Source organism: Bradyrhizobium sp. SZCCHNPS1003, assembly GCF_032381555.1.
Lineage (GTDB): Bacteria > Pseudomonadota > Alphaproteobacteria > Rhizobiales > Xanthobacteraceae > Bradyrhizobium.
In genome coordinates, this window is the sequence record NZ_JAUHIU010000012.1 from 165,458 (window position 1) to 190,722 (window position 25,265).

Genomic DNA, 25,265 nt, shown 5'->3' on the forward strand with positions numbered 1-25,265 from the left:
TTCGTGACAGCACAGGCCTTGTTCGATATCCGGTTGCATCCATGGACAGCGTCGCCCCCAATTCCCACCCTGATAGCCTTTCCGATTTCGATAGCGCCGGCATCGCCGCTGCGGTCGACGCGTTGGCCGCGCAGCATTCGGGACGCGAGGACATGTTCCGCGCCGCCGTAGTGCAATTCCTCAAGGCCGAGCTGGTCAAGGCGCGCGCGGCCGCCCAGGCGCAACTGTTGAAGGACCGCCATGGCCGGCGCTGCGCCGAGCAGCTCTGCTTCGTGCAGGACGAGATCATTCGCATCCTCTACGCCGCCGCCACCGAGCACCTCTACCGCTCGCAGGTGCCGAGCGGCGCCGAGCGCATGGCGGTGGTCGCCACCGGCGGCTATGGCCGTGGCCTGATGGCGCCGGAGTCCGACATCGATCTCCTGTTCATCCTGCCCTACAAGCAGACCGCCTGGGGCGAGCAGGTCGCCGAAGCCATCCTGTACTCGCTGTGGGACATGGGGCTGAAGGTCGGCCATGCGACCCGCTCGGTCGACGAGTCGATCCGCCAGGCGCGCGGCGACATGACCATCCGCACCGCGATCCTGGAGACGCGCTATCTCGCCGGCGACCGGCCGCTCTATGACGAGCTGGTCGCGCGCTTCGACAACGAGGTGGTGCAGGGCACCGCCGCCGAGTTCGTCGCCGCCAAGCTAGCCGAGCGCGAGGAGCGGCACCGCCGCGGCGGCCAGTCGCGCTATCTCGTCGAGCCCAACGTCAAGGACGGCAAGGGCGGCCTGCGCGACCTGCATACGCTGTTCTGGATCGCCAAATACGTCTATCGCGTGCGCGAGACCGCCGAATTGGTCGAGCGCGGCGTGTTCGACGCGCATGAATACCGCACCTTCCGGCGCTGCGCGGACTTCCTATGGTCGGTGCGCTGCAACCTGCATTTCGTCAGCGGGCGTCCGGAAGAACGGCTGTCATTCGACCTGCAGCGCGAGATCGCGGTGCGGCTGGGCTACACCAGCCATCCCGGCATGCAGGATGTCGAGCGCTTCATGAAGCACTACTTCCTGGTCGCCAAGGAGGTCGGCAATCTTACCGCCATCCTGTGCGCCAAGCTCGAGGACCAACAGGCCAAGCCGGCGCCGGTGCTGAGCCGGATGATCTCGCGCCTGACCACCGGCTCGACCTGGCGGCGCGTGCCGGAGAGTGACGACTTCATCGTCGACAACAACCGCATCAACCTCGCCGCGCCCGACGTCTTCAAGCACGATCCGGTCAATCTGATCCGCATCTTCCGGCTGGCGCAGAAGAACAACCTCGCCTTCCATCCCGACGCGATGCGCGCGGTCACGCGCTCCTTGAACCTGATCAACACCGAGCTGCGCGACGATCCCGAGGCCAACCGGCTGTTCATGGAGATCCTGACCTCCAACGATGCCGAGGTCGTGCTGCGGCGGATGAACGAGACCGGCGTGCTCGGCCACTTCATCCGCGCCTTCGGCCGCATCGTGTCGATGATGCAGTTCAACATGTATCATCATTACACGGTCGACGAGCACCTGATCCGCTGCATCGGCTTTCTGCAGGAGATCGAGCGCGGCGGCATCGACGAGTTCACCCTGGCCTCCGACCTGATGCGCAAGATCCGGCCCGAGCACCGCGCCGTCATCTACATCACCGTGCTGCTGCACGACGTCGCCAAGGGACGGCCCGAGGACCATTCCATCGCTGGCGCCAAGATCGCGCGCCGGCTGTGCCCGCGGCTGGGCTTCAACAATGCCGACACGGAGCTGGTCGCCTGGCTGATCGAGGAGCATCTGACGATGTCGACGGTGGCGCAGTCGCGCGACCTGTCGGACCGCAAGACGATCGAGAATTTCGCCGCCGTGGTGCAGTCCGTCGAGCAGATGAAGCTGCTGACGATCCTGACCACCGCCGACATCCGCGGCGTCGGCCCCGGCGTCTGGAACGGCTGGAAGGCGCAACTGCTGCGCACGCTCTACTACGAGACCGAGCCGGTGCTGACCGGCGGCTTCTCCGAGGTCAACCGCGCCAAGCGCATCACCGCGGCGCAGGCTGAATTCCGCAACGCCTTCACCGATTGGCCCGAGGACGAGCTCAACACCTATATCGGCCGGCATTATCCGGCCTACTGGCTCAAGGTCGAGCTGCCGCGCAAGATCCGCCATGCCCGCTTCGTGCGATCGAGCGAGGATGCCGGCCACAAGCTCGCGATCAATGTCGGCTTCGATCCGGCGCGCGGCGTGACCGAGCTGACGATCTTCGCGATGGACCATCCGTGGCTGCTGTCGATCATCGCCGGCGCCTGCGCCTCCGCCGGGGCGAACATCGTCGATGCCCAGATCTATACCACGACCGACGGCCGCGCGCTCGATACCATCGCGATCTCCCGCGAGTATGAGCGCGATGAGGACGAGGGCCGGCGTGCGACCCGGATCGGCGAGACCATCGAGCAGGTGCTGGAGGGCAAGCTGCGGCTGCCGGACGCCGTGGCGCGGCGGACGACGCGCGGCAAGCAGCACAAGGCGTTCTCGGTCGAGCCGGAAGTGACCATCAACAATCAATGGTCGGAGCTCTACACCGTCATCGAGGTCTCCGGCCTCGACCGCCCCGGCCTGCTGTACGAGCTGACGACGGCGATCTCGAAGCTGAATCTCAACATCGCGTCGGCCCATGTCGCCACCTTCGGCGAACGCGCCCGCGACGTGTTCTACGTCACCGACCTCCTGGGCGCGCAGATCAACGCGCCGACCCGGCAGGCGGCGATCAAGAGCGCGCTGCTGCATTTGTTGGCGAACGACGACGCGGCCGCCCAACCGGCGGCATGAGAGACCATCGCGCGGCCCTGAGCCGCTCGGAGAAGATTTGAACGAGGGGGCCGGCACCACCGCCGGTCCCGGCAGGCTTGGGGGAGCCGAACCATGGCATTGATTGCAGACATCGTCGTCGGGCTGATCGGCCTGCTTCACGTCTACATTCTCGTACTCGAGATGTTTCTCTGGACCAAGCCGGCCGGCTTGAGGGCGTTCAACAACACGCCGGAGCGCGCGGAGCAGACCAAGGTGCTCGGCGCCAATCAGGGCCTCTACAACGGCTTCCTCGCCGCCGGCCTGTTCTGGGGCCTCGCGCATCCGGCGCCGGTGTTCGCTTTTCAGATCAAGGTGTTCTTTCTGCTCTGCGTGCTCGTCGCGGGCCTCTATGGCGCCGCCACGGCGAGCCGCAAGATCCTGTTCATCCAGAGCGTGCCGGCAGCAGTCGGCCTGATGCTCGTCTGGCTGGCGGCTTGATCAGCACCGAGTCCGCGGCCGTCTTTCGAGACGCCTGCGGACGATGTCGGTGCCCATGAGGACATCATTCCGGGACATTCGCGCGCAAAATGGCGAAGCCGTTTTGAAGCAGCGACCACAGATGTCGTCCCGGGCAAGCACGGCGGCGCAACGCGACGGCGTGCGCCGACCCGGGACCCATACTCCCGGGCGACGTTCGAGGCAGGATCGCAACTCCGAGTCTTCGCCACAGGGCGGCCTGTGGTTATGGATCCCGGCTCTGCGCCCTGACGTCGCTGCGCGACGCCAGGGCTTGGCCGGGACGACACTGAATGTCAGGGGGCAGCTTGGCTCGCAATGGTGCGAAGTCACGATCATCGAGCTTGCATCCTAAGCTCTCGCCCCGCGGAACCGCCGCAGTCCCGGTGGCGGCTCGCCTTGCGTCCGCCAAGCCGTTCCTCCACACTGCCTGTAGCGATGGCGCCCGTCCGGGCAGACCAGCCGCACAACAACATTCAGGAGGAATGCAGACCCCATGCGACAGGGATATTTCCGTCTTGCAGGCGCGGCCGCTTTGGCCGTCACCCTCTCCGTCACGTCAGCCTCGGCCCAGAAGAAGTATGATCCCGGCGCCTCCGATACCGAGATCAAGGTCGGCCAGACGGTGCCGTTCTCGGGCCCCGCCTCGGCCTATGCCTCGATCGGCAAGACCCAGGCCGCCTACTTCAACATGATCAACGAGCAGGGCGGCATCAATGGCCGCAAGATCAAGCTGATCCAGTATGACGACGCCTATTCGCCGCCCAAGGCGGTCGAGCAGGTCCGCAAGCTGGTCGAGGACGACGAGGTGCTGCTGACCTTCCAGATCATCGGCACGCCGTCCAACGCCGCGGTCCAGAAATACCTCAACGCGAAGAAGGTGCCGCAGCTGTTCGCCGCCACCGGCGCCACCAAGTTCACCGACCCCAAGAACTTCCCCTGGACCATGGGGTACAATCCCAACTACTTCACCGAGGGCCGCATCTACGGCCAGTACATTCTGAAGGAGCATCCCAACGCCAAGATCGGCGTGCTCTATCAGAACGATGATCTCGGCAAGGACTATCTGAACGGGATCAAGGCCGGCCTGGGTGACAAGGCATCGACCATGATCGTCGCCGATGCCTCCTACGAGGTGTCCGATCCGACCATCGACTCGCAGATCCTCAAGATCAAGGCCGCCGGCGCCGACCTGCTGTTCTCCGCCGCGACGCCGAAGCAAGCCGCTCAGGCCATCAAGAAGCTGCATGAGCTCGACTGGCACCCCGTCCACATCGTCGATATCAATGCCACCTCTGTCGGCGCAGTGATGCAACCGGCCGGCCTCGAAGCCTCCAAGGGCGTGATCTCGGTCAATTACGGCAAGGACCCGCTCGATCCGACCTGGAAGGACGATCCGGGCATGAAGCGCTATCTGGATTTCATGGCCAAGTATTATCCGGACGGCGACAAGAACTCCAATTTCAACGTCTATGGCTACGGGAACGCACAGCTCCTGGTGACGGTGCTGCAGATGTGCGGCGACAACCTGACGCGCGAGAACGTCATGAAGCAGGCGGCGTCGCTGAAGGACGTCGTCGGCGACCTGTCGCTGCCGGGCATGAAGATCAACACCTCGCCGACCGACTATCGCGTCAACAAGCAACTACAGATGATGAAGTTCAACGGTGAGCGCTGGGAGCTGTTCGGCCCGATCCTGGAGGACAAGGGCGCGGCGGGCTAGCTGCACTCGACGTCGTTCCAGGGCGTGCGATAGCGACGAGCCCGGACCCTCGAGATTCCGGATTCGATGCTGCGCATCGCCCCGGAATGACGCGGTCAACATCGATGGGACGGGGCTGCGGGATAGCGCGGCCCCGTTCTGCATTGCGGCACGGGTTGCGCCCGTTCGCCGCTGCGTGCGCTCGCCGACGGCCATTCGACCGCATCGCGGGTGACAACGGCTGTTGCGGTAGGATCCGCCGTCGCGTCGAGGAAGTGTCAGTCGTTGATGACCTCACCCTGGTCTCGTTGCTTGACGACCCGGTCGATCAAGCCCCACTGTAAGGCTTCGTCCGCGGTCATGAAGTGATCGCGATCCAGGGTGCGCTCGACGTCTTCATACGTACGTCCGCAATGCTCGGCGTAGAGCCTGATCATGCGGCGCTTGGTCTGCTCCATCTCCTTGGCGTGAATCAGGATGTCGGACGCCTGGCCCTGAAAACCACCGAGCGGCTGATGGACGTGAAGACTTGCATTGGGCAGCGCCGTCCGCTCGCCGGGCTCTCCCGCCATCAGAAGAAACGAGCCCATCGATCGCGCCGTTCCCATGCAGAGCGTGTGTACCGGTGCTTTGACGAATTGCATCGTGTCATACATCGCGAGGCCGCTGGTGATCACGCCGCCGGGTGAATTGATGTAGAGATGGATCGGCCGCTTTGGGTTTTCCGCCTCGAGAAACAGCAGTTGCGCGCAGACCAGGGCGGACACCGTGTCGTTGACCTCGCCGTTCAGGAAGACGATCCGCTCACGGAGCAGCCGCGAATAGATGTCGAAGGATCGTTCGCCCCGACTGGACTGCTCGATGACCATAGGGACGAGTTGCATCGTGTCGCGCATGCGCGAGCTCCCGGTTTCAGTGAGTTGTTAGTGAACTAGAGTGTCAAGCCGCGCGCATCAGGCTGCGCCGGTTGCTGTTCGCCACCGGCGGCGTCCGCCGCATCAGCTTTGTGACGACCAGTCCGTGAATGATTCTCAGCCTGGTCCCGCCTGCGGCGTTGGGCATGACCTGGAACGTCACGATGCTCTCAAGATACGGCGGTTCGTCGTCGCGCATCCGGTAGCGAACTTCTTCGCCGGGCGTCGAGGAGACCGGGGCGGCATCGGCCAATTCTCCTGAAGGCAGCCAGTTCTCGCGCAGCGCGGGAATGCTGATCGCCCGCCACACCTTCTCCGGCGGAGCGTCGAGTTCGTAGTCGAGCACCAGATCGTCGCTCTGCCGGTCAGCCTTGATATCGGTCATTGGTCCATGTCCTTCAGCACGGCCTTCAACGCATTGACCCGCGACGGCCAGTAGGCGCGGTACTTCGCCAGCCAGCGCGCGATCTGCGCCAGGCCCTCCGGATCGACCTCATAGTTGACGAAGCGACCCTGCCGTTCTTCCCTCACCAATCCCGCGCTTCTGAGAACCGCGAGGTGCTGGGACATCGCCGGCTGGCTGATCGTCAGACCCTCGCGAAGCGCGCTGGCATTCATGCTGCCGTTCGCCAGCTTCTCGAAGATCGCGTATCGCGTCGGATCAGCCAGGGCCCTGAAGATGTCACTCTCGATCATGCCAACACATAAGCATAAACTTATGTGTCATGCAAGCGGCATCGGAGGCTGAGAGCGCAGATGTCTTCGAGCAGAGCGACGCGCCTGGGCGCTTCTGGATCAGGACTCGCTCTCACTCAGCCCACTGCCGCGCTCCCTCCCCCACAAGGAGGGAGGGAACGTACCTTTTGCTTGGCGACTGCGGACTACCAATCTTGCGGGTGTAGTCAGACTTACCCCGCCGGCACCTCGCCAAAGTTCTTGCCCACCGGCAGCACAGCGTGGCGGATCAGGCGCGAGTCTTCGACCGCAGCCTGGCGGTGCTTCACTGCCTCGCGATAGACGGGATCGCGGATCATCTCGACGAAGGCTTGCACGCTCGGATATTCGGCGATGAAGCAGTGATCCCAGTATTCCTCCTGCGGACCGATCAGCATCAGTTCGAAACGACCCTGCCAGACTACGCGGCCGCCGAGGCGCTCGAACACCGGGCCGCTCTCGCGGCCATAGGCGGCATAGGCTTGCGCGCCGCTGACCTTGCGTCCATCGGGATAGGCCGCCTCCTTGCGCAGCCGCACCAGGTTCAGCATGTGGATCGGACCCGGGCGGTCATTCTCCCGGAACTGCGCGAACACCTCCTTGGTGGGATCGATATGGCCCATGAATTCCCTCGCCTGATTGTTGTTGACCTTCGCTTAACCATAACGCGGCGTTAGCGGCGCGAAACTCCTAATCGCGCGTTAAGCTCTTCCTAACTGCCCCTTAAACTCCGGACATTACCGTGGTCGGACGGCGGGGTCGCGGGCTCGGGTTGCGTATGGCGCGGGGACGGAAACAGAGCGGCGGACGCAAGGAGCCGCGATTCGGTCTTGCGGCCGCGATGGCCGATCTGCGCCTCGACCCCAAGGATCGCATCCCCTCCGGCAACAACGCGCCCAAGAAGTCCGCTGCGAAGAAAAGGCCGGTCGAGCCCGACGACGAGGACGATGTGCCGGCGCGCGAGCCGAAGACCTCAACACCGAAACCAAAGCCGAGCCGCGGCAGGTCGCGCTGGGGATTGCCGATCGGGCGCATGTTCTACTGGGCGCTGGTCTGCGGCCTGTGGGGCGTGATCGCGCTGGTCGGCGTCGTGATCTGGGCCGGCGCGCATCTGCCGCCGATCCAGTCGCTGGAGATCCCCAAGCGGCCGCCGACGATCGAGATCGTGGGCTATGACGGCACCATGCTGGCGCAGCGCGGCGAGATGGCCGGCGCCAATGTCGCGCTGAAGGATCTGCCGCCCTATCTGCCGAAGGCCTTCATCGCCATCGAGGACCGCCGCTTCTACCAGCATTTCGGCATCGACCCGATCGGCATCGCCCGCGCTGTCGTCGCCAACATCCTGCATCGCGGCGTATCACAGGGCGGCTCGACCCTGACGCAGCAGCTCGCCAAGAACCTGTTCCTGACCCAGGAGCGCACGCTGGCGCGCAAGCTGCAGGAGGCCGAGCTGGCGCTGTGGCTGGAGCGCAAATATTCGAAGCGCGAGATCCTCGAGCTGTATCTCAACCGGGTCTATTTCGGCTCCGGCGCCTATGGCGTCGAGGCGGCGGCGCAGCGCTATTTCGGCAAGTCCGCGCGGCAGGTGACGATCGGCGAGGCCGCGATGCTCGCAGGTCTCGTCAAGTCGCCGTCGCGGCTGGCGCCGAACCGCAACCCGGAGGGCGCGGCCAAGCGCGCGCAGACCGTGCTTGCGGCGATGGCCGAGGCCAAGTTCATCACCGACGCCCAGGCGCAGGCCCAGATCGCGCATCCTTCCGTGGCGGTGAAGCCGGCCGGCGCCGGCACCGTGAACTACGTCGCCGACTGGATCGGCGAGGTGCTCGACGACCTCGTCGGCCAGGTCGAGGAGTCGATCGTCGTGGAGACCACGATCGATCCGAAGCTGCAATCCGTCGCCGAGGCCGCCATCATCGACGAGCTCGCGGCCAAGAGCGTGAAATTCAACGTCAGCCAGGGCGCGCTGGTGGCGATGACGCCGGATGGGACCGTGCGTGCGATGGTCGGCGGCCGCAACTACGCGGACAGCCAGTTCAACCGCGCCGTGACCGCCAAGCGCCAGCCCGGCTCGGCGTTCAAGCCGTTCGTCTATCTCACCGCCATCGAGCAGGGCCTGACGCCGGACACGGTGCGCCAGGACGCGCCGCTCGACCTGAAGGGCTGGAAGCCGGAGAACTACACCCGCGAATATTTCGGCCCGGTGACGCTGACCCAGGCGCTGGCGATGTCGCTCAACACGGTCGCGGTGCGTGTCGGTCTCGAGGTCGGACCGAAGAACGTGGTGCGGACCGCACACCGCCTGGGCATCGCCTCCAAGCTCGATCCCAACCCGTCGATCGCGCTCGGCACCTCCGAGGTGTCGATGATCGAGCTGGTCGGCGCCTACGCGCCGTTCTCCAATGGCGGGGTCAGCGTCTCGCCGCATGTGGTGACGCGGATCAGGACGCTCGACGGCAAACTGCTCTACATGCGCCAGGCCGAGCAGCCGGTGCAGGTGATCGAGCCGCGCAACGCGGCGATGATGAACCAGATGATGCAGGAGACGCTGATCTCCGGCACCGCGAAGAAGGCGGAGATCCCGGGCTGGATCGCCGCCGGCAAGACCGGCACCAGCCAGGATTTCCGCGACGCCTGGTTCATCGGCTACACCGCGCGCCTCGTCACCGGCGTCTGGCTCGGCAATGACGACAACTCGCCGACCAGGAAGGCGACCGGCGGCGGCCTACCCGTCGAGGTCTGGACCCGCTTCATGCGCGCGGCGCATCAGGGCGTGCCGGTGGCGGCGCTGCCGAACGCGCAGGGCTCCGGCCTTGTGCCGACGCTGGCGCAGATCGCCTCGCAGATTTCAGCACCGTCGGCCCCCGCGCCCAATGCGGCCTACTCGGCGCGCTCGGCGGCGCCGAGCCCGAGCCGCAGCAATGTTCGTCCGGAGCCCGCGGCCGGGCTCGACGGCTGGCTGGTGGACCGGTTGTTCGGCGGCCGGCGCTGATTTGATTGCACCACGACCACCGTCATTCCGGGGCAAGGCCGCAGGCCTCGAACTCGGAATCTCGATGTTCAACGCGCGGATGCGCGTTGACGATTGCCCGGGAATGACGACGGAAGCGCAAATGCGCTGCGTGGTGCGACGCAACGAGCGATGCTCGTCAGGGGAAGACAGTGAGTCCGGCCTGATCAGCCCGCGGCGGCCGCAACGGGCCGCGATGACGGCTCGCTTTTCGCAGCACCCTCGCCTTTCGCATCACCGGAGGCCTGCGCCAGCGCGCGTCCGACGAGCCGCAGCATCAGGCTCGCGCGATGGGCGCTGTAGTCCAGCAGCCAGCGGCTGAAGGCGCTGGCGGCCATCGGCCGCGCGAACAGGAAGCCCTGCATCGCATCGCAGCCGAGCTCGGCCAGTAGCTTGCGCTGCGGCTCGGTCTCGACACCTTCGGCGACCACGGCCACGTCGAGGCTCTGGCCGACGCGCACGACCGCGGTCACGATCGCCCGCGTGCCGCTGTCGTTCTCGAAATCGCGCATGAAGCTGCGATCGATCTTCAACTCGTCAATCGGTAGCTGGGCCAGCCGGCTGAGGCTCGAATAGCCGGTGCCGAAATCGTCCAGCGACAGGCCGACGCCCATGTTGCGCAGCTCGTTCATGGTCGCGATCACGGTGGCGCGCTCGTTGAGGATCACGCCCTCGGTGATCTCCAGCATCAGCATCTTCGCCGGCAGATCGTTGGCGGCCAGGATCTGCGCCACCATCGCCGCCAGATTGACGTTCTGGAAGTTGATCGGCGACAGGTTCACCGAGATGCAGGGGATGTCGAGACCGGCACGCCGCCACGACGCCATCTGCTGGCAGGCCAGCTTGATCGACCACACGCCGATCTGCTCGATCAGGCCGCATTCCTCGGCAAGCGGAATGAACTTGGCGGGCGAGACCTCGCCGAGCACCGGATCGTGCCAGCGCGCCAGCGCTTCCACGCCGTGGATCGCGCCGTCGCGGGTGCGGATCTGCGGCTGATAGTGCAACGTCAGGGCCTCGCTGGCGATCGCCTCGCGCAGCGCAGTCGAATGCATCAGCCGTTCTTCGGCGAGCTTGTCGATGTCGGCGCTGAAGAAGCGGTAGGTCGCCCGGCCGCCGCGCTTGGCCTTGTACATCGCCGCGTCGGCCTGCTTGATCAGGGTCTCGATGTCCTTGGCATTATCAGGATAGAGGCTGAGCCCCATGCTCGCCGACATCGGCACCTGGCGCTTGCCGATCGTCAGCGGCATCGCCAGCGCGGCGGTGATGCGCGCCGCCGCGAGCGAGGCTTCCAGGGCATCGCGGTTCTGCAGCACGATCACGAACTCGTCGCCGCCGAGACGGCCCAGCATGTCGCCGTTGCGGATCTGCGCTCGCAGGCGGTTGGCGAAGCCGACCAGGAACTCGTCACCGGCGGCATGGCCCAGCGTGTCGTTGACGTCCTTGAAATTGTCGGCGTCGAGGAAGGCGACGGCGACGTGTCCGCCTTCCGGACAGGCCTTGATGGCTTCGGCGATCAGCGACGGGATGCGGGCACGGTTGGGCAGGCCCGTCAGCATGTCATGATAGGCGACCTGTGAGATCGTCGAGCGGACCTCCTGGCGCTCGATGGCGAGCGCACCGAGCTGGACGCAGGCGGCCACGATCTGCTCGTGCCAGGAGCTGGGGCCGCGGCATTCACGGAAGTAGAAGGCAAAGGTGCCGATGACACGGCCGTCCTTGCCCTTGATGGGCGACGACCAGCAGGCGCGCAGGCCGGCGGCGAGCGGGCCGGCCTTGTAGGGTTGCCAGCGCGGATCATTGTCGATGTCGTGCGACAGCACCGGCTCGCAGAGATGGGCGGCGGTGCCGCAGGAGCCGACGTCCGGCCCGATCGCGACGCCGTCGAGGCTGGCCGAATAAGCGGGCGGAAGGCTGGGGCCGCCGAGCGGATGCATGCGGCCATCGGAATCGACGTGCAGGATCGAGCAGACGACGTCCGGGGCGAGCTCTTCGACCCGGCGGCACAGCTGATCGGCGATGGTCGTGATCGAAACGTCGGACGCCAGCGACGCCATGATCAGCTGCTGCAGCGAGCGCAACTGCTTGGTCTCCCGGATGTCCGTGAGCAGCCCGAACAGATATCTGACCTTGCCCCGCTTGGTCCGGTGCGCCTTGACATAGGCGGTCGTCCAGATCTCGCGGCCGTCCTTGTCGTAGACCAGCACGTCCTCCTCGATGCCGCGATCGTCCTCGAGGCATTGCCTCAGCCGGTCGATGATGGCGGGATCGGTGCAGGGGCCGATCAGCAGTTCCTCGGCGCGGCGCCCGATCGCCTGTTCAGGCGTGTAGCCGAACAGGCCGGCAAAGGCGGCGTTGGTATAGAGGACGTTGAGCTCGCGATCGGTGACGATGACGGCCCGGTTGGTCCGGTCGGCGACCGACGTCAGCAGCGCATTGCGCTCGCGCATGTCGACTTCGGTGGTCACGTCACGAATGAACAGCAGCGAACGGACCGGCTCGTCGTCACGGCCCGGCGGGAGAGCGCACAGCGACAGGCGGAGGCGGGTCCGCCCGCCATCGGCATGGCGCATCGTCATTTCGCGGGCTTCGGACTGGTCCGCCTCCTGCTGCGCGTCCGTCGTCTCGTCGCAGGGGGGCGCCGGGATCAGATCCGCGGGCAGACCCAGGCTTTCGAGGTCAGCGCCGATCAGAGCGGCCGGCTCACGCCGCAGCAGCACCGACGCCGCCTGGTTGGCGTGCTGGACATGGCCCAGCGCGTCGAGAAACAGGATCGCCTCGGAGGCACCGTCGAGCGCGGCCGAGAGCAATTGTGTGGATGCGGCCGGTTGGAACTCGCTTGCAGGCATCGTTCGATTCGAGGCGCGCTGCACGTTTCGAGAGAAACGATCGGCGCTTTGGTTGCAGCGAACGACCCGGCAGCTCGCTGGGACGTCACCTTGGGGTTGATCGCGGTAAATCTGGCGAGCGCAGCGTTACGGCCGCGTTAAGGCGCCGCCGAATTGAGCAATATCCTCCGACTGCAGGCGAGAAGGCTTAAGAATTCGATAGTCCGCACGCGGGTTCTGAGTTCATCGATGCAGATTGGAACTCGACAAAGAAATGGCCCGGACCAGAAGGCCGGGCCATTGGGACTCGCATCGTCGAGATGCTCTATCGTCGAGACCTCAGTCGTCGATGCCATAGCGATGCAGATCGTTGCCGCAGGTGTCGAGCCACTTCTTGGCGCGCTCGACCGAGGAGCAGATCCTGCCACACACCTTCCAGAACCGCGGCGAGTGGTTCATCTCGATCAGATGAGCGACCTCGTGCGCGGCAAGATAATCGAGCACGAAGGGCGGCGCCAGGATCAGGCGCCACGAGAACGACAGCGAGCCGGCCGAGGTGCATGAGCCCCAGCGGCTCGACTGGTCGCGGATCGACAGCCGCTTAACCTTGACGCCGAGCTGCTCGGCATAGGCGTCGGCGGCCTTCTGCAGGTCACGGCGCGCCTCGCGCTTCAGGAAGTCGAGCACCCGGCGCTCGGTGTGCTCGATCCCGCCGGCCACGCACAGGATCTTCTCGCCACTGTCTCGCGTCTCGGTCCACACCGTGCCGCGCTCGCCCGCGCGATGCACGATCTTGTGCGGCACGCCGCGCAACGGCACCAACGTGCCCGGCAGGAACGGCGCCGCCTTCGGCAGACGGCCAAGACGCGCCGCGATCCACGCGCCATGACGCTGCGCGAAGTCTTTCGCTTCGATGATCGTGCCGCGCGGAGGCATCGTGAGGATCGCTTCGCGATCCGACGGATGAATTCTCAGGGTATAACGTCGCGCACGACGGTGACGCCGCAATCTAATCGAGTAGATTTGCGAGCCATGCTTGACGAGAAGACGCGAAGGTTCGGCGGGCCGCCGATAAAGTAGCGCGCGAGTGGCCATTTCTGTCAGTCCGGGAGGGAAGAACTCGCCCGGATTTTGCCATATCCACCGCCAGGGAAAGCGCTCGGCGCAAAAACAAATCATTTGCCCAACATACAGGGGTTCGGAAGGTTCCGCACCCTAGCGGTTGGGCCTCGCGCGCCCCCAAAAACATGAATTCAGATTCAAAAGCATCGCTCAAGAAGCGACGCCACATTCACTGCTTGAGTCACTCCTGAGTTCCGGTTTCTAGCGTCCCTTCAAAGGGTTACCCCGCATCCGGATTCGGATGCGCGGTGACCATCGTCTTCGCTCATTCAGCCGCAATGGCGAGCAGCGACTTCGGATCGGCTGCCGACAGCATGAAATCGTTGATGCGCGGCACGATCTCCGACTTGAATCGCGAGCCGTTGAACACGCCGTAATGACCGACACCCGGTTGCACGTAGTGAACCCGGCGGTGATCCGGGATCGACGAGCAGAGTCCGTGCGTCGCTTCGGTCTGACCGAGACCGGAGATGTCGTCCTTCTCACCTTCGACTGTCATCAAGGCCACGCGCGTGACCTTCGACGGATCGACCAGCGTGCCGCGATGGGTCATCTCGCCCTTCGGCAGCGCATGTTTGACGAACACGGTCTCCACCGTCTGCAAATAATATTCCGCAGCCAGGTCCATGACCGCGAGATACTCGTCGTAGAAGTCGCGGTGCTTGTCGACCTGGTCACCGTCACCCTTCACGAGGTTGGCGAACAGCGCCTTGTGGGCGTCGACATGGCGGTCGAGGTTCATGCTGATGAAGCCGTTCAACTGCAGGAAGCCCGGATAGACGTCGCGCATGACGCCTGGATGCGGGAACGGCACCTTGGTGATGACGTGGTTGCGGAACCAGTCGATGCCGCGCTCCTGGGCGAGATTGTTCACGCCGGTCGGGTTGCGCCTGGTGTCGATCGGGCCGCCCATCAGGGTCATCGAGATCGGTGCGAACGGGTCGCGCTCGGCCTCCATGACAGACACCGCCGCCAGCACCGGCACCGCCGGCTGGCACACCGCCATGACGTGCATGTTGGTGCCGAGGAAGCGCAGCATCTCGATGACATAGTCGATGTAGTCGTCGAGATCGAAGCGGCCTTCGGCCAGCGGGACCATCCGCGCGTCAGACCAGTCGGTGATGTAGACCTCGTGGGTCGGCAGGAACGCTTCCACCGTGCCGCGCAACAGGGTCGCGTAATGGCCGGACATCGGCGCCACGATCAGCAGCCGGGGCTGGGGGCTGCGCAGCGGGCGGGTCAGCTTGCGGTCGAAATAGAGCAGCCGGCAGAACGGCTTTTCCCAGATCGAGCGGACCTCGACGGGGGTCCGGATGCCGTTGACCTCGGTCTCGTCGAGGCCCCATTCGGGCTTGCCGTAGCGGCGCGTGGTGCGCTCGAACAGCTCGCAGGCCGCCGCGACCGATTTGCCCATCTGGGTGTGGGCCCAGGGATTGAGCGGGTTCTGAAACAGGATCTTGGTGGCGTCGGTGACAGCGCGCGCCGGATTGAGCGAGGCGTGCGCCATTTCGTACATCCAGTACATCGGCGTCGTCAGGACCGGACTGCCTTCCGACGCCAGGGGCGGTGCACCGCCAAACTCACCTATCGGCATTCTCGTTCAACCTCTCTGCAATGCAGCATACTGCCGAATGCGCAATTAAGCGTCAATGCGGTGTTGTACGTGTCAACGCCGCAAAGCGACGAAATGAGCCCGGAAATCCACGGGAAAAGCGCAATTATTCCCCTGCCGCCAGCAACGAGCCGGCGCGGCGCGCGCTACGCAAAAGGGCAATGAATGCCGCAAACGACGCCAGCAGCAGGGCGGCATTGAGCCCGAGCGCGGTCAGCATCAGGTCCGATCGGAAGACGTGATCGGCCAGCAGCGCGCGCATGCCTTCGAACACGTAGGTCGGCGGCAGGGACCAGGCGACCAGTTGCAGCCAATGCGGCAGCACCTGAACGGGATAGTACACGCAGGCGAGCGGCATCAGCGCGAACATCAGCGTCCAGACGATGCTCTCGGCGCCGAGCCCGTTGCGCAGCACCAGCCCCGACACGAAGATGCCGACCGCCCAGGAGGTGAAGATCAGGTTGCAGAAGAAGGCGACCAGCGGCAGGCCGAGGCTGTAGAGGTTGAAGTCGAAGAACCAGACCGCGATCAGGGTCATCGGGATGATGCCGATGGCCAACCGGATCAGGCTCATCGTCATCAGCGCCAGCAGGAATTCGATCGGCGTCAGCGGGCTCATCATCAGGTTGCCGATGTTGCGCGCCCACATCTCCTCGAGGAAGGAGATCGAGAACCCGAGCTGTCCGCGGAACAGGATGTCCCACAGGATCACCGCGCCGATCAGGGTGCCGCCGGCGCGGGCGAAAAAGCCGGCATTGGCGGTGATGTAGGTCTGCAGGAAGCCCCAGGTGATGATCTGCAGGGTCGGCCAGTACATCAGCTCCAGCAGCCGCGGCCAGGACGACAGCAGCAGATACCAGTAGCGCAGGATCATCGCGCCGATCCGGTGCGGGGCGATGCGGAGCGAAAGATCGTTCATTGCGCGGCCTCCCGGTCGCGGCCGCGGGCGACGTCGAGGAATACGTCCTCGAGCGTCGAGCGGTTGTAGCGCGCCATGATCTGCGCCGGGCTGTCGTCGTCCTCGATGCGGCCGCGCTTCATGATGATGACGCGGTCGCAGAGACGCTCGACCTCCAGCATGTTGTGCGAGGCGAGCAGCACGGTGGCGCCACGGCGCTTGCGGTAGCTGTCGAGATGGCCACGCACCCAATCGGCGGTGTCAGGATCGAGCGAGGCGGTCGGCTCGTCCAAGAGCAGCAGCTCGGGATCATTGATCAGCGCCTTGGCCAGCGCGACGCGCGTCTTCTGCCCGGCGGAGAGCTTGCCATTGGCACGATCGATGAAGTCGGTCAGGTCGAGCTGGGCGGCGAGCTCCGCGATCCGCTCCTTGAGGTGGTCCACCGCATAGAGCCGGCCGAAGATGGTGAGGTTCTGCCGCACCGTGAGGCGCATCGGCATGTCGACATAGGGGCTCTCGAAATTCATCCGCCCCAGCACGGCAGCAGCCTCGTCCGGCATCCTGTGGCCGAGCACGGCGACCTCGCCCGAGGTCGGTTGCACCAGCCCCATGATCATCGCAATCGTCGTGGTCTTGCCGGCACCGTTGCCGCCGAGCAGCCCGGTGATGCTGCCGCGGCGGATCGCAAAGGAGATGCCGTCGACAGCGGTCGTCGTCTTGTAGACCTTGGTCAGCCGCGACACGGCAATCGCGGGCGAAACCGAGCTGGAATCGGATGAGAGGGTCGGCACTGCGTCATCTTGCGTCATGGGAGGGGTTCATTGAGGCATTGTGCCGCAAACCGCAACAGGCCACCAACGGCCGGCCAGATTTGTCGCCGCGCCTGCGCGGCATTAGGTTCCCGTCATGACCGACGACGCCCTGATCATCGACACGCCCGACACCGACTATCGCCATCCGCGACAGCGCGTCCGGCTCGACACCATCCTGCGGCTGCGCTGGCTGGCGGCGCTCGGTCAGTTGAGCGCGATCTTCATCGTGGTGCAGGGGCTGGAGTTCGACCTGCCGGTGGTGCCCTGTCTCGCGGTGATCAGCATCTCGGCGCTGCTCAATCTCGGCCTGCAGATCGCCTTCAACCCGATGCAGTTGTTGGAGCCGGCCCACGCCGGAGGCCTGCTCGCGCTCAACATCGTCGAGCTGACGGTGCTGCTCTATCTCACGGGCGGGCTGGAGAATCCGTTCTCCTACATGTTCCTGGCGCCGGTGCTGATCTCGGCGACCGCCCTCCCCGTCCGCCTGACGATCATGCTCGGCCTGCTCGCCGTGGCCTGCGCAACCGCCTTGTTCTTCATGCACCTGCCGCTGCCGTGGGAAGGCGAGGAGCCGCTGATCTTCCCGCCGATCTATCTGTTCGGCGTCTGGCTCTCGATCGCGCTCGCGATCGGCGTCACCAGCCTCTATGCGTTCCAGGTGACCGAGGAGGCGCGCAAGCTGTCGGACGCGCTGGCGGCGACCGAGCTGGTGCTGGCGCGCGAGCAGCACCTCACCCAGCTCGACGGTCTCGCGGCGGCCGCCGCGCACGAGCTCGGCACCCCGCTCGCGACCATCGTGCTGATCTCGCGCGAGTTGGAGCGCGCCCTGCAGGACAACAGCCAGGTCACCTCCGACATCAAGACCCTGCGCGAGCAGGCGCAGCGCTGCCGCGACATTCTCGGCAAGATCACCCAGCTGTCCTCGATCGGGTCGATGTACGACCGGATGAAGCTGTCGACCTTGATCGAGGAGACGGTGGCCCCGCATCGCGACTTCGGCGTCGACATCAAGGTGCGCGTCGCCGTGGCCGCGGCCAAGGAGCCGGTCGGCTCGCGCAACCCGGCGATCCTCTATGGCGTCGGCAACATCCTGGAGAATGCCGTCGACTTCGCGCGCAACGCCGTCGAGGTGAACGCCTGGTGGAACAATGAGACGGTCGAGATCGTGGTGTCCGACGACGGCCCCGGCTTCGCGCCTGATATCCTGAAGCGGATCGGCGAGCCCTATCTGTCGCGACGGCCCAGCGCCGAGGACGGCCCGGGAGGTAACCAGGGCGGCGGCCTCGGGCTCGGCGTGTTCATCGCCCGCACGCTGCTGGAGCGGACCGGAGCCAAGGTCTCGTTCAGCAATCGCACCTTCCCCGACCATGGCGCCGTAGTCCAGATCGTGTGGCCGCGACGGCGCTTCGAGGCCAGCGAGGACGACGATGGCGAGGCGGAGCCGGAATGAAGCCTCGGCGGCAGCCGCCGCCGGCGTGGTCCTGGCATACGGCACACCCGCCCCGCGCGGCGTCACGCCGCACACTGCGGCAACCCGCGATCTTGGCAGCGGCCGGTCGGCAGACCATATGAGGATGGACCAGACGTCTCGCAACCATCGAGCCTTCTTCTCAAGGATATGACCGTGGGCGCCATCGCCGAACTGACGAACCACCCGGACCGCTCTCTCCTCATCGTGGAGGACGACAAGCCGTTCCTGGAGCGCCTGTCGCGCGCCATGGAGACCCGCGGCTTCACGGTCACCTCCTGCGAAAGCGTCGCCGAAGGTATTTCACAGATCGGCAAGGCAGCGCCGGCCTTCGCCGTGGTCGACCTCCGGCTGGGCGACGGCAACGGCCTCGACGTGGTGTCGGCGCTGAAGCGCAAGCGCCCCGAGGCCCGCGCCATCGTGCTGACCGGATACGGCAATATCGCCACCGCCGTGACGGCGGTGAAGATGGGCGCCGTCGACTATCTCGCCAAGCCGGCGGATGCCGACGACGTCGTTGCAGCGCTGCTGTCGACCACCAGCGAAAAGTCCGAGCTGCCGCAGAATCCGATGTCGGCCGACCGTGTCCGCTGGGAGCACATCCAGCGCATCTATGAGATGTGCAACCGCAACGTCTCGGAAACGGCCCGCCGGCTCAACATGCACCGCCGCACTCTGCAGCGCATCCTCGCCAAGCGCGCGCCGAAGTAGGCTTTTGCGGCTCGTCCGCACTCAGTGCGACTTCACGAATGCCTGCAGCGCATGGAAGACGGTGCGCCGCGGATTGCGGCTGCACCAATTGCGCATCCAGCTGTCGACCTCGGTCAGATCGAGCTTGATCTGCCGGCCCTCGTCGCCGCGGTCCGCATTGATGGCGGAGACGTAGCCCATCATCCACTGCTGATACTTTGAGATGGCGTTGACGTAGGGGCCGTCGGCATTGCCGATCGCCTTGTAGGTGCCGGGCGGCTGCTCCTCGGCGGCGGTGATGAAGCGCTCGCAGGAATCGGCGCCCACGCCCAGGACGTAAAACGCCATCTCCTCCGCGCGAACTCCGGTCGCGTAGAGCAGTGTCAACGCCAAGAGCACCCGTCGCATCTGTCGTTCCTGTTCGCACCCCTCGGCTGGATACCGCTCGAGCCTTAAAAATGTTCCGAGATGTTGCGCCCCATGCGGGGCATTTATCGGGCAGAGATGGGAAATTGCCGGGAGGGCGGGACAAGCGAATGTTGTTGCGCCAGCAACAGTCTTGGATCGGGCGGGGGATCCAAGGCCAAGCGGCGCCCCGATGCCCCGGCTCGCGTCAGCTCTCCCCCGTCAGCCGGGAGAAGTCGGCCAGGACGGCGGCGATCAGCTCCCGGTGCCTGGTATCCTGTTCCGCAAGACTCGCGGCATACATGTTCAGGAGATAGCGCGCCTTCGCGGCGGCTTCCGGCCACGACGCAGCCGCGTTGGCGAGCAAGTGCTGCTCGAGAACAGCCTGCCGCTCGCGCAGGTCCCGCGCGTGACTTTCGGCCTCGGCCAGAGCGCGACGCAGGTCCACGGCCTTCTGCGCGCTCATCCCGCGGTGTCTGTCGAGATCGAGCGGTTCGTCAGTCATCCGACGCACTCGCGTCGACACGCTGCGCGTCTGCAAGATCGACCGAGCTGACGGACACCATCTCGACGGCCGCAGAGCGCGAGCCGGCGGCGGGCAGCATCATCATCGTCGCAACCCGACGGTAGGCAGCAAAGGACAATCCTTCGATCAGCTCCTCGTCCGTGACCACCTCGTAGGTGCCCTCGGGCAAGAGACGCTCGATGCTTCTGATCCGGAACGGATGTTTGAAGGTGACGAATTCGCGCCGCGAGCGGATGCTCATCTGCGCCTACCTTTCGCGACAGCCTCGCTGTCGCTTGTCGCAACTTCGAGCTCTTCGGAGCATGCGCCTTACGGCCGGCAATAGCCACCGCTTTCTCATCAGCACGACGTGACGAGCGGCCGGGCGTCATCGGACCGTGTCGCTGCGCTTTGGTGCTCGCTATTGCAGGAGCCAGGGTGTATCAATGGCGATCACCGCCATTCCGACGGCATTCATCGGTGACTGAGGGTCACGAGCGCTCCCGCCGCAAACACGCGAGGGACAGCCAATGCCGCAGTTTCGTCTGAGCGAGTGGATCGTTCCACCCATCATTGTGCCGCTTCTGCTGATCCTTCTCGCGCTCGCAACTGCCGCGCTGCATTCGTAGATCAGACCACCGTGCGCCCCGTCGGCAGCCGGTGGACGACGGCCACCCGGCCGATAGGCAGTGACGCCGCGCACGCAGGATCGACGCGGCGCCTTCGATGCGTTGAACCAGCTCCAACCCGAGCCGAGAGGAGATCGACATGGCCAAAGGTCAGCAAAAAGGCAATCGCGAAGCCAAGAAGCCCAAGAAGGAAAAGCCCAAGAGCATTGCCGCAGCGCCGAGCCAGAAGACCGGAGCATGGCAGCCGGATTTTTCCAGCGACAAGAAGAAGCGCTAGGAGATTTCCGGTCCTCATCAGTCTGGATGGTTCTCCCGCAAGGCCGCAGGGCCGCGCGCAATCAACGCCGCGCGCAATGCGGCGACGCGGCCGACCGTACTCGACAGCCCAAAGGACAGAACATGGCGCGCGAAACGATCTATTTCGTTCAGGCGTTCAGCGCCGGCCGGGGCGGACGCGCGAAAGCCGAGACGCCGATCGCCTGCAAGACGGAAGCGAGCGCGCTCCGGACTGCGGAACGACTGGTGTCGAGCAAGGCAGGCGTCGTCGCCTTCTCATCCTCGGGCGATCCCGACATGGGTGACTATGACGATGAGCCGACGGTCCTCTTCCGCCACGGCGAGTTGCCGTCGGCTTTCGATTGAGATGCGCGCAAACCTTTGTCGCCGGCGACCACCGCCGAACGACGCCCCTTGGATGACGTCCGCCCTATCGGCGGCGTCCTCCGAACCTGATCGGACACACACATGATTGAGTTTCCAAATCACAGCCGCTCCTATGACCGCACGCGACGTGCCGTACGGTTCTGGGGCTATGACAGCGCGATGGAAGCGTCGTTCTTCGTCGACGAGGGCGCGTTGAGACGCCTTCAACCCGACACCCGTCCGGACGAGTCGGGCTTTCTGACCGCGTTCGATTCCAACCGCGAGCGGATCTGCGCCGCCGCCGCCAGGGTCTATGTCCGCGGCAGCCGGGGATCCTACGATCTCGTCGCTGCCAATTTTTGACGGCGATGCCTGGCGATCGATCGGCCAGGCTGGTGGTGATGCGGATCGGCTCTCAGCGATGCTGATGTCTCTCATCTTGAGACTCGTGACCTGACGGAGCCTCTGTCACCTACCTAGGCGGGGAACCCCCGTCCAGTGGACCGCATTTGAGGATTCTCTAGAGGTCCGCGTGGCCCTGCGGGTCGATCAGCCGGTTGATCCGCTGCGCCGCCGCGAGCCCGAAGCGCACCGTCATGAGCTTGCGCGTCGGCGCCGGCAATCTGTGCTCTGGCGCCTCGCAATGCAGGTGGGCGCCATAGGCATCGGCCACGATCAGGCCGGTGTCCTGCGGAAAGATCTCGCACGGCAGATCCTGCGTGAAGGCGAAGAACAGCCGGTCGCAATGGGCACGGTAGTCCTCCCATTTGTGATCCGCGCGCAGATCCTCGACCGACGACTTGATCTCGACGATCCAGATCTCGCCGCGCTCGTTCAGCGCCACCAGGTCGGCGCGACGTCCCGACGGCAGCGGCAGCTCGCTGATGGTGGCAAAGCCGAGCGAGCGCAGCAAGCGCGAGGTGCCGCGCGCGATCGCCAGCGCCGTCTCGGATTGGCGGCGGTCGATGGGAACGAGGCTGATCCTGGCGGCTGACGATTCCATGCGCCACAGCATAGCCGATTCCGGGCGTCGCCCAAGCACGCTAATCACCGGGGAACCGGAACCTGACGCCAGCCTTCCGCTTAACAGACGGCCGCCCGCAGGGCGGCGCTCGAATCCAGGTCGACGTCGTAGCTCTGCGAACGTGACGACATGGCCGACGACAAGACTATGGATCACGGAGACATCGACCTCGGCGAAAAACGCCTGCACGTGCACGCGCCACCTTGGGTCGGACATCTCCGTCCTCAGAGACGCCAACAATGTCGCCTCGTCGATCCCGACCGGCATCGGCGTGTTGATCGTGGTCGCGGCGGCCGTCAGGCCGTCAGCCGTACTTTGCGGCCGACGAAGTGAAGATCGGCGACAGCCAGATCGCATCGACATCGAGCGTCAAGAGAGTGGTAGGCGATGGACGATGCCGGTGAAGTGTCAGGCCGCCGCACCGCGGTGTTTTTTGCTTGGCGCACTGCGAAAAATCGGCATGCTGGCGCCATGAGCGAGCGAGACCAGACCAAGGCGAAGGCCGGCGCGATGATCGTGCCCGTCACGCCGTTCGAGCAGAACTGCACCATCCTGTGGTGCGAGGCGACCCGGAAGGCGATCGTGATCGATCCCGGCGGCGACGTGCCCAACATCCAGGCCGCGATCGCGCAGGCAAAGGTCACCGTGGAGAAGATCTGGCTGACGCATGGCCATATCGATCACGTCGGCGGCGCGGCCGATCTGCGCGACGCGCTGAAGGTGCCGATCGAGGGGCCGCATGTCGCCGACAAGTTCCTGCTCGACAACGTCGTCACCAGCGGCGCGCGCTTCGGCATCACAGGCGTGCGCGATTTCACGCCGGATCGCTGGCTCGAGGAGGGCGACCGCGTCGAGATCGGCGAGCTCGTCTTCGATATCCTGCATTGCCCGGGGCATTCGCCGGGCAGCGTCGTGTTCTTCAACAAGGAGATGCGCTTCGCCCAGGTCGGCGACGTGCTGTTCAACGGCTCGGTCGGCCGCACCGATTTGCCCGGCGGCAGCCATGAGACGCTGATCAGATCGATCAAGGACAAGCTGCTGCCGCTCGGCGACGACGTCGGCTTCATCTGCGGCCATGGCGCCGGATCGAGCTTCGGCCAGGAGCGCATGACCAACCCATTCCTGACCGGCGACGTCTGACCCGCGCGTCCCTCGCGAGCGAGCTCTGAACGGCTGCGGTTGTGGCCGTCTACTTCAGGCCGGCCGCTTGCAGGGCACGGTCGATCACGGCAGCGACGTCGATGGTCCGGCGCCGCGGCCTGGCGCTCGCGCCACTGCCGTTGATCGAAGATTCGCCGGTCGCCGACTCCAGCCGTTTCGGCTCCGCGGGCTTGGAGACGGCCACGGGCTTGGACTCCGGCCTCTGGTCCGGCTTGGGCTTGGCCGCTTTCCGCGACTCGGATGCCGGCGACTGGGGCTCGACCTCGGGCTGCGGGACCGCAGCGGATGCCGGTGCAGAGAGCAGCATGCCGGTCGGCGACATTCTGGGCTCGACCACCTTGATCTCGGCCGGCTTGACGTCGACCGGTTCCGCAGTGGGCGATGGGGCGTCCGTCGCGCGTCGCAAGATCTTGGTGAAGGCCGGCACCGCCGAGATCGGCGACACCTGCGGGATCAGCTTCGTGCTCGGCGACGTCGTGGCCGCCTTGAGCGGACGAATCCAATCGGTGACGCCGAAGAATTTCGCGATGTGATAGGACGAGGAGATGCCGGCCTCGAGCAGGAACGGCCCGGCCTTGCCATAGCGCTTGTCGTTGGCCGCGATCCCGATCGGCGTGCCATGCGCCATGTTGGAGATCGTGAACGATTCCACCACGGTCTCGCCGTCGGCATTCCACCATTGCTCATGCGGATAGCCGTTCACCTCGGCCGCGGCCATCGGCGCCAGCGGCAGATGGTGCAGGTCCAGCCACTGCTTGACGATCTCGCCGGCATTGTCCGGATGCACGGTGTAGTCCGCTGTGCCGTGCCACACCGACAGCTTCGGCCACTTGCCGCGGTGGTTCGAGGCACGGCGAACGAGATCGCCGAGCTCGCCTGCGGGGCGCGCCGGCGGCATCCGCATCTGCAGGATCGCGTCGCGCATACTGCGCGCGGTGCCGAACGGCAGCCCGGCGATGACAGCGCCGGCAGCGAACAATTCGGGATGCGCCGAGAGCAGCGCCATGGTCATCGCGCCGCCCGCCGACAGGCCGGTGACGTAGATGCGCCTGGGATCGATGGCACAATCCGCCACCATGCGCGCAATCATCTGACGGATCGAGGCGACCTCGCCCTGATCACGCGTGATGTCTTCGGACTGAAACCAGTTGAAGCAGCGCTGCGGATTGTTGACCCGCTGCTGCTCCGGCAGCAGCAGCGCGAAGCCGAAATGCTTGGCGAGCGTCGACCAGCCGGCGCCGAGATCGTAGTCGGCGGCGCCCTGCCCGCAGCCATGCAGCACGACGACCAGCGGCGCCAGCGGCTGACGCTGCGCCGGCACATAGGCAAACATCTTCAGGCGCCCAGGGTTGGTGCCGAAGTGCTCGATCTCGATCAGGGGATTCTCTGGAGCGCGACGCGGCTGACGATGAAAATCGGCAAATCCGGTAATACTGTTCAGCTCGCGCAGCCGTCGCAAATACTCAACATTTTCGGCGAGGGACAACGGCAGCTCCTTAGGCATTCGCGTATTCACGGCAGCGGGTAGACAATCCACCATCACCCAGATGGTTGCTGCAGTGCAAAAGAAAAAGCCCACACCATCCCGGACGTCAGCAATTTGATTGCGAATTTCGGTCTTGCTGCGATCTAAATGCCACGCCGACGCGGCGCTTCACGCAGCAATCACCGAAATGCGAACCGAGCACCACGAATATCGCCGCTGGCGTGAACGCGACAGACTCCGCAACCGCAAAGGCCGACGACCGCGATTTGGAAATCATCATTCGAGCCACATCGCGAATCGACCATGTCAGCGGGAAGTGTGCCGTACCGATC

24 protein-coding genes are annotated in these 25,265 nt (G+C 65.2%); 10 read left to right on the forward strand and 14 right to left on the reverse strand.

Annotation, left to right across the window (positions count from 1 at the left end):
• The first annotated feature begins 41 nt into the window (after positions 1 to 41).
• The 3 genes from QX126_RS21050 to QX126_RS21060 all read left to right on the forward strand — a co-directional run bounded on the left by QX126_RS21050 (position 42) and on the right by QX126_RS21060 (position 5,037).
• Entirely contained in the window at positions 42 to 2,837 is a 2,796-nt protein-coding gene (locus QX126_RS21050) for a [protein-PII] uridylyltransferase (protein ID WP_315783395.1), read from the forward strand.
• A 93-nt stretch (positions 2,838 to 2,930) separates the two neighbouring features.
• The gene (locus QX126_RS21055; protein WP_315783397.1) at positions 2,931 to 3,296 is read left to right on the forward strand and encodes a DUF1304 domain-containing protein; all 366 of its coding nucleotides are present in this window, start codon (positions 2,931 to 2,933) and stop codon (positions 3,294 to 3,296) included.
• Positions 3,297 to 3,810: 514 nt separating this feature from the next.
• Positions 3,811 to 5,037: an ABC transporter substrate-binding protein gene (locus QX126_RS21060; RefSeq protein WP_315735318.1), complete on the forward strand. Its 1,227-nt coding sequence runs from the start codon at positions 3,811 to 3,813 to the stop codon at positions 5,035 to 5,037.
• A gap of 257 nt (positions 5,038 to 5,294) precedes the next feature.
• On the opposite strand, the gene QX126_RS21065 is transcribed toward QX126_RS21060, so the two are convergent.
• From QX126_RS21065 to QX126_RS21080, 4 genes are all read right to left on the reverse strand, one after another.
• Positions 5,295 to 5,912: an ATP-dependent Clp protease proteolytic subunit gene (locus QX126_RS21065; RefSeq protein WP_315783399.1), complete on the reverse strand. Its 618-nt coding sequence runs from the start codon at positions 5,910 to 5,912 to the stop codon at positions 5,295 to 5,297.
• Positions 5,913 to 5,955: 43 nt separating this feature from the next.
• Complete coding sequence (locus QX126_RS21070; protein ID WP_315783402.1) at positions 5,956 to 6,315, reverse strand: SRPBCC domain-containing protein; 360 nt, start codon at positions 6,313 to 6,315, stop codon at positions 5,956 to 5,958.
• Positions 6,312 to 6,626 carry a metalloregulator ArsR/SmtB family transcription factor gene (locus QX126_RS21075; protein ID WP_315783403.1) on the reverse strand — a complete coding sequence of 105 codons (315 nt, stop codon included), beginning with the start codon at positions 6,624 to 6,626 and terminating at the stop codon, positions 6,312 to 6,314. Before QX126_RS21075 ends, QX126_RS21070 begins: the two co-directional genes overlap by 4 nt.
• Before the next feature lie 212 nt (positions 6,627 to 6,838).
• Positions 6,839 to 7,267: a DUF1330 domain-containing protein gene (locus QX126_RS21080; protein ID WP_315756848.1), complete on the reverse strand. Its 429-nt coding sequence runs from the start codon at positions 7,265 to 7,267 to the stop codon at positions 6,839 to 6,841.
• Between the two features lie 155 nt (positions 7,268 to 7,422).
• Between QX126_RS21080 and QX126_RS21085 the strand changes: the two genes are divergently transcribed.
• Positions 7,423 to 9,633, forward strand: coding sequence for a penicillin-binding protein 1A (locus tag QX126_RS21085; protein ID WP_315783405.1), 2,211 nt, complete (start codon positions 7,423 to 7,425; stop codon positions 9,631 to 9,633).
• A 185-nt stretch (positions 9,634 to 9,818) separates the two neighbouring features.
• On the opposite strand, the gene QX126_RS21090 is transcribed toward QX126_RS21085, so the two are convergent.
• The 5 genes from QX126_RS21090 to QX126_RS21110 form a co-directional block, all read right to left on the reverse strand.
• Entirely contained in the window at positions 9,819 to 12,500 is a 2,682-nt protein-coding gene (locus tag QX126_RS21090; protein WP_315783407.1) for an EAL domain-containing protein, read from the reverse strand.
• Between the two features lie 318 nt (positions 12,501 to 12,818).
• Positions 12,819 to 13,658, reverse strand: coding sequence for a SprT family zinc-dependent metalloprotease (locus QX126_RS21095; RefSeq protein WP_315735333.1), 840 nt, complete (start codon positions 13,656 to 13,658; stop codon positions 12,819 to 12,821).
• 208 nt (positions 13,659 to 13,866) lie between these two features.
• Entirely contained in the window at positions 13,867 to 15,195 is a 1,329-nt protein-coding gene (locus tag QX126_RS21100; RefSeq protein WP_315735335.1) for a polyhydroxyalkanoate depolymerase, read from the reverse strand.
• A gap of 124 nt (positions 15,196 to 15,319) precedes the next feature.
• On the reverse strand, positions 15,320 to 16,132 hold the full coding sequence (locus tag QX126_RS21105) for an ABC transporter permease (RefSeq protein WP_315773163.1): 813 nt from the start codon (positions 16,130 to 16,132) through the stop codon (positions 15,320 to 15,322).
• Positions 16,129 to 16,920: an ABC transporter ATP-binding protein gene (locus QX126_RS21110; RefSeq protein WP_315756844.1), complete on the reverse strand. Its 792-nt coding sequence runs from the start codon at positions 16,918 to 16,920 to the stop codon at positions 16,129 to 16,131. Before QX126_RS21110 ends, QX126_RS21105 begins: the two co-directional genes overlap by 4 nt.
• 97 nt (positions 16,921 to 17,017) lie before the next feature.
• Here QX126_RS21110 and QX126_RS21115 point away from each other — a divergent pair, with 97 nt between their 5' ends.
• Both QX126_RS21115 and QX126_RS21120 read left to right on the forward strand, forming a co-directional pair.
• Positions 17,018 to 18,373, forward strand: coding sequence for an ActS/PrrB/RegB family redox-sensitive histidine kinase (locus tag QX126_RS21115; RefSeq protein WP_315735341.1), 1,356 nt, complete (start codon positions 17,018 to 17,020; stop codon positions 18,371 to 18,373).
• A gap of 174 nt (positions 18,374 to 18,547) precedes the next feature.
• Complete coding sequence (locus QX126_RS21120; protein ID WP_315715137.1) at positions 18,548 to 19,102, forward strand: ActR/PrrA/RegA family redox response regulator transcription factor; 555 nt, start codon at positions 18,548 to 18,550, stop codon at positions 19,100 to 19,102.
• A gap of 21 nt (positions 19,103 to 19,123) precedes the next feature.
• Here QX126_RS21120 and QX126_RS21125 read toward each other — a convergent pair whose 3' ends face one another.
• The 3 genes from QX126_RS21125 to QX126_RS21135 form a co-directional block, all read right to left on the reverse strand.
• The gene (locus QX126_RS21125; RefSeq protein WP_315735343.1) at positions 19,124 to 19,489 is read right to left on the reverse strand and encodes a hypothetical protein; all 366 of its coding nucleotides are present in this window, start codon (positions 19,487 to 19,489) and stop codon (positions 19,124 to 19,126) included.
• Between the two features lie 205 nt (positions 19,490 to 19,694).
• Positions 19,695 to 19,991 carry a hypothetical protein gene (locus tag QX126_RS21130; protein WP_315735346.1) on the reverse strand — a complete coding sequence of 99 codons (297 nt, stop codon included), beginning with the start codon at positions 19,989 to 19,991 and terminating at the stop codon, positions 19,695 to 19,697.
• Positions 19,984 to 20,253: a hypothetical protein gene (locus QX126_RS21135; protein ID WP_315735348.1), complete on the reverse strand. Its 270-nt coding sequence runs from the start codon at positions 20,251 to 20,253 to the stop codon at positions 19,984 to 19,986. The genes QX126_RS21130 and QX126_RS21135 overlap by 8 nt, the downstream gene beginning before the upstream one ends.
• Before the next feature lie 506 nt (positions 20,254 to 20,759).
• Between QX126_RS21135 and QX126_RS21140 the strand changes: the two genes are divergently transcribed.
• From QX126_RS21140 to QX126_RS21150, 3 genes are all read left to right on the forward strand, one after another.
• Positions 20,760 to 20,897, forward strand: a complete 138-nt coding sequence (locus QX126_RS21140) for a hypothetical protein (protein WP_315735351.1) — start codon at positions 20,760 to 20,762, stop codon at positions 20,895 to 20,897.
• On the forward strand, positions 20,858 to 21,262 hold the full coding sequence (locus tag QX126_RS21145; RefSeq protein ID WP_315735354.1) for a hypothetical protein: 405 nt from the start codon (positions 20,858 to 20,860) through the stop codon (positions 21,260 to 21,262). The genes QX126_RS21140 and QX126_RS21145 overlap by 40 nt, the downstream gene beginning before the upstream one ends.
• A gap of 102 nt (positions 21,263 to 21,364) precedes the next feature.
• A complete protein-coding gene (locus tag QX126_RS21150) occupies positions 21,365 to 21,625 on the forward strand; it encodes a DUF1488 domain-containing protein (RefSeq protein WP_315735356.1) in 261 nt (86 codons plus the stop codon).
• 157 nt (positions 21,626 to 21,782) lie between these two features.
• On the opposite strand, the gene QX126_RS21155 is transcribed toward QX126_RS21150, so the two are convergent.
• Positions 21,783 to 22,265, reverse strand: coding sequence for an MmcB family DNA repair protein (locus tag QX126_RS21155; protein WP_315735358.1), 483 nt, complete (start codon positions 22,263 to 22,265; stop codon positions 21,783 to 21,785).
• 492 nt (positions 22,266 to 22,757) lie between these two features.
• On the opposite strand from QX126_RS21155, the gene QX126_RS21160 reads away from it, so the two are divergent.
• The gene (locus QX126_RS21160) at positions 22,758 to 23,426 is read left to right on the forward strand and encodes an MBL fold metallo-hydrolase (protein WP_315773226.1); all 669 of its coding nucleotides are present in this window, start codon (positions 22,758 to 22,760) and stop codon (positions 23,424 to 23,426) included.
• Between the two features lie 49 nt (positions 23,427 to 23,475).
• Here the strand turns inward: QX126_RS21160 and QX126_RS21165 are convergent, their stop codons facing one another.
• A complete protein-coding gene (locus QX126_RS21165) occupies positions 23,476 to 24,951 on the reverse strand; it encodes a PHB depolymerase family esterase (protein ID WP_315773227.1) in 1,476 nt (491 codons plus the stop codon).
• Positions 24,952 to 25,265: the final 314 nt, after the last annotated feature.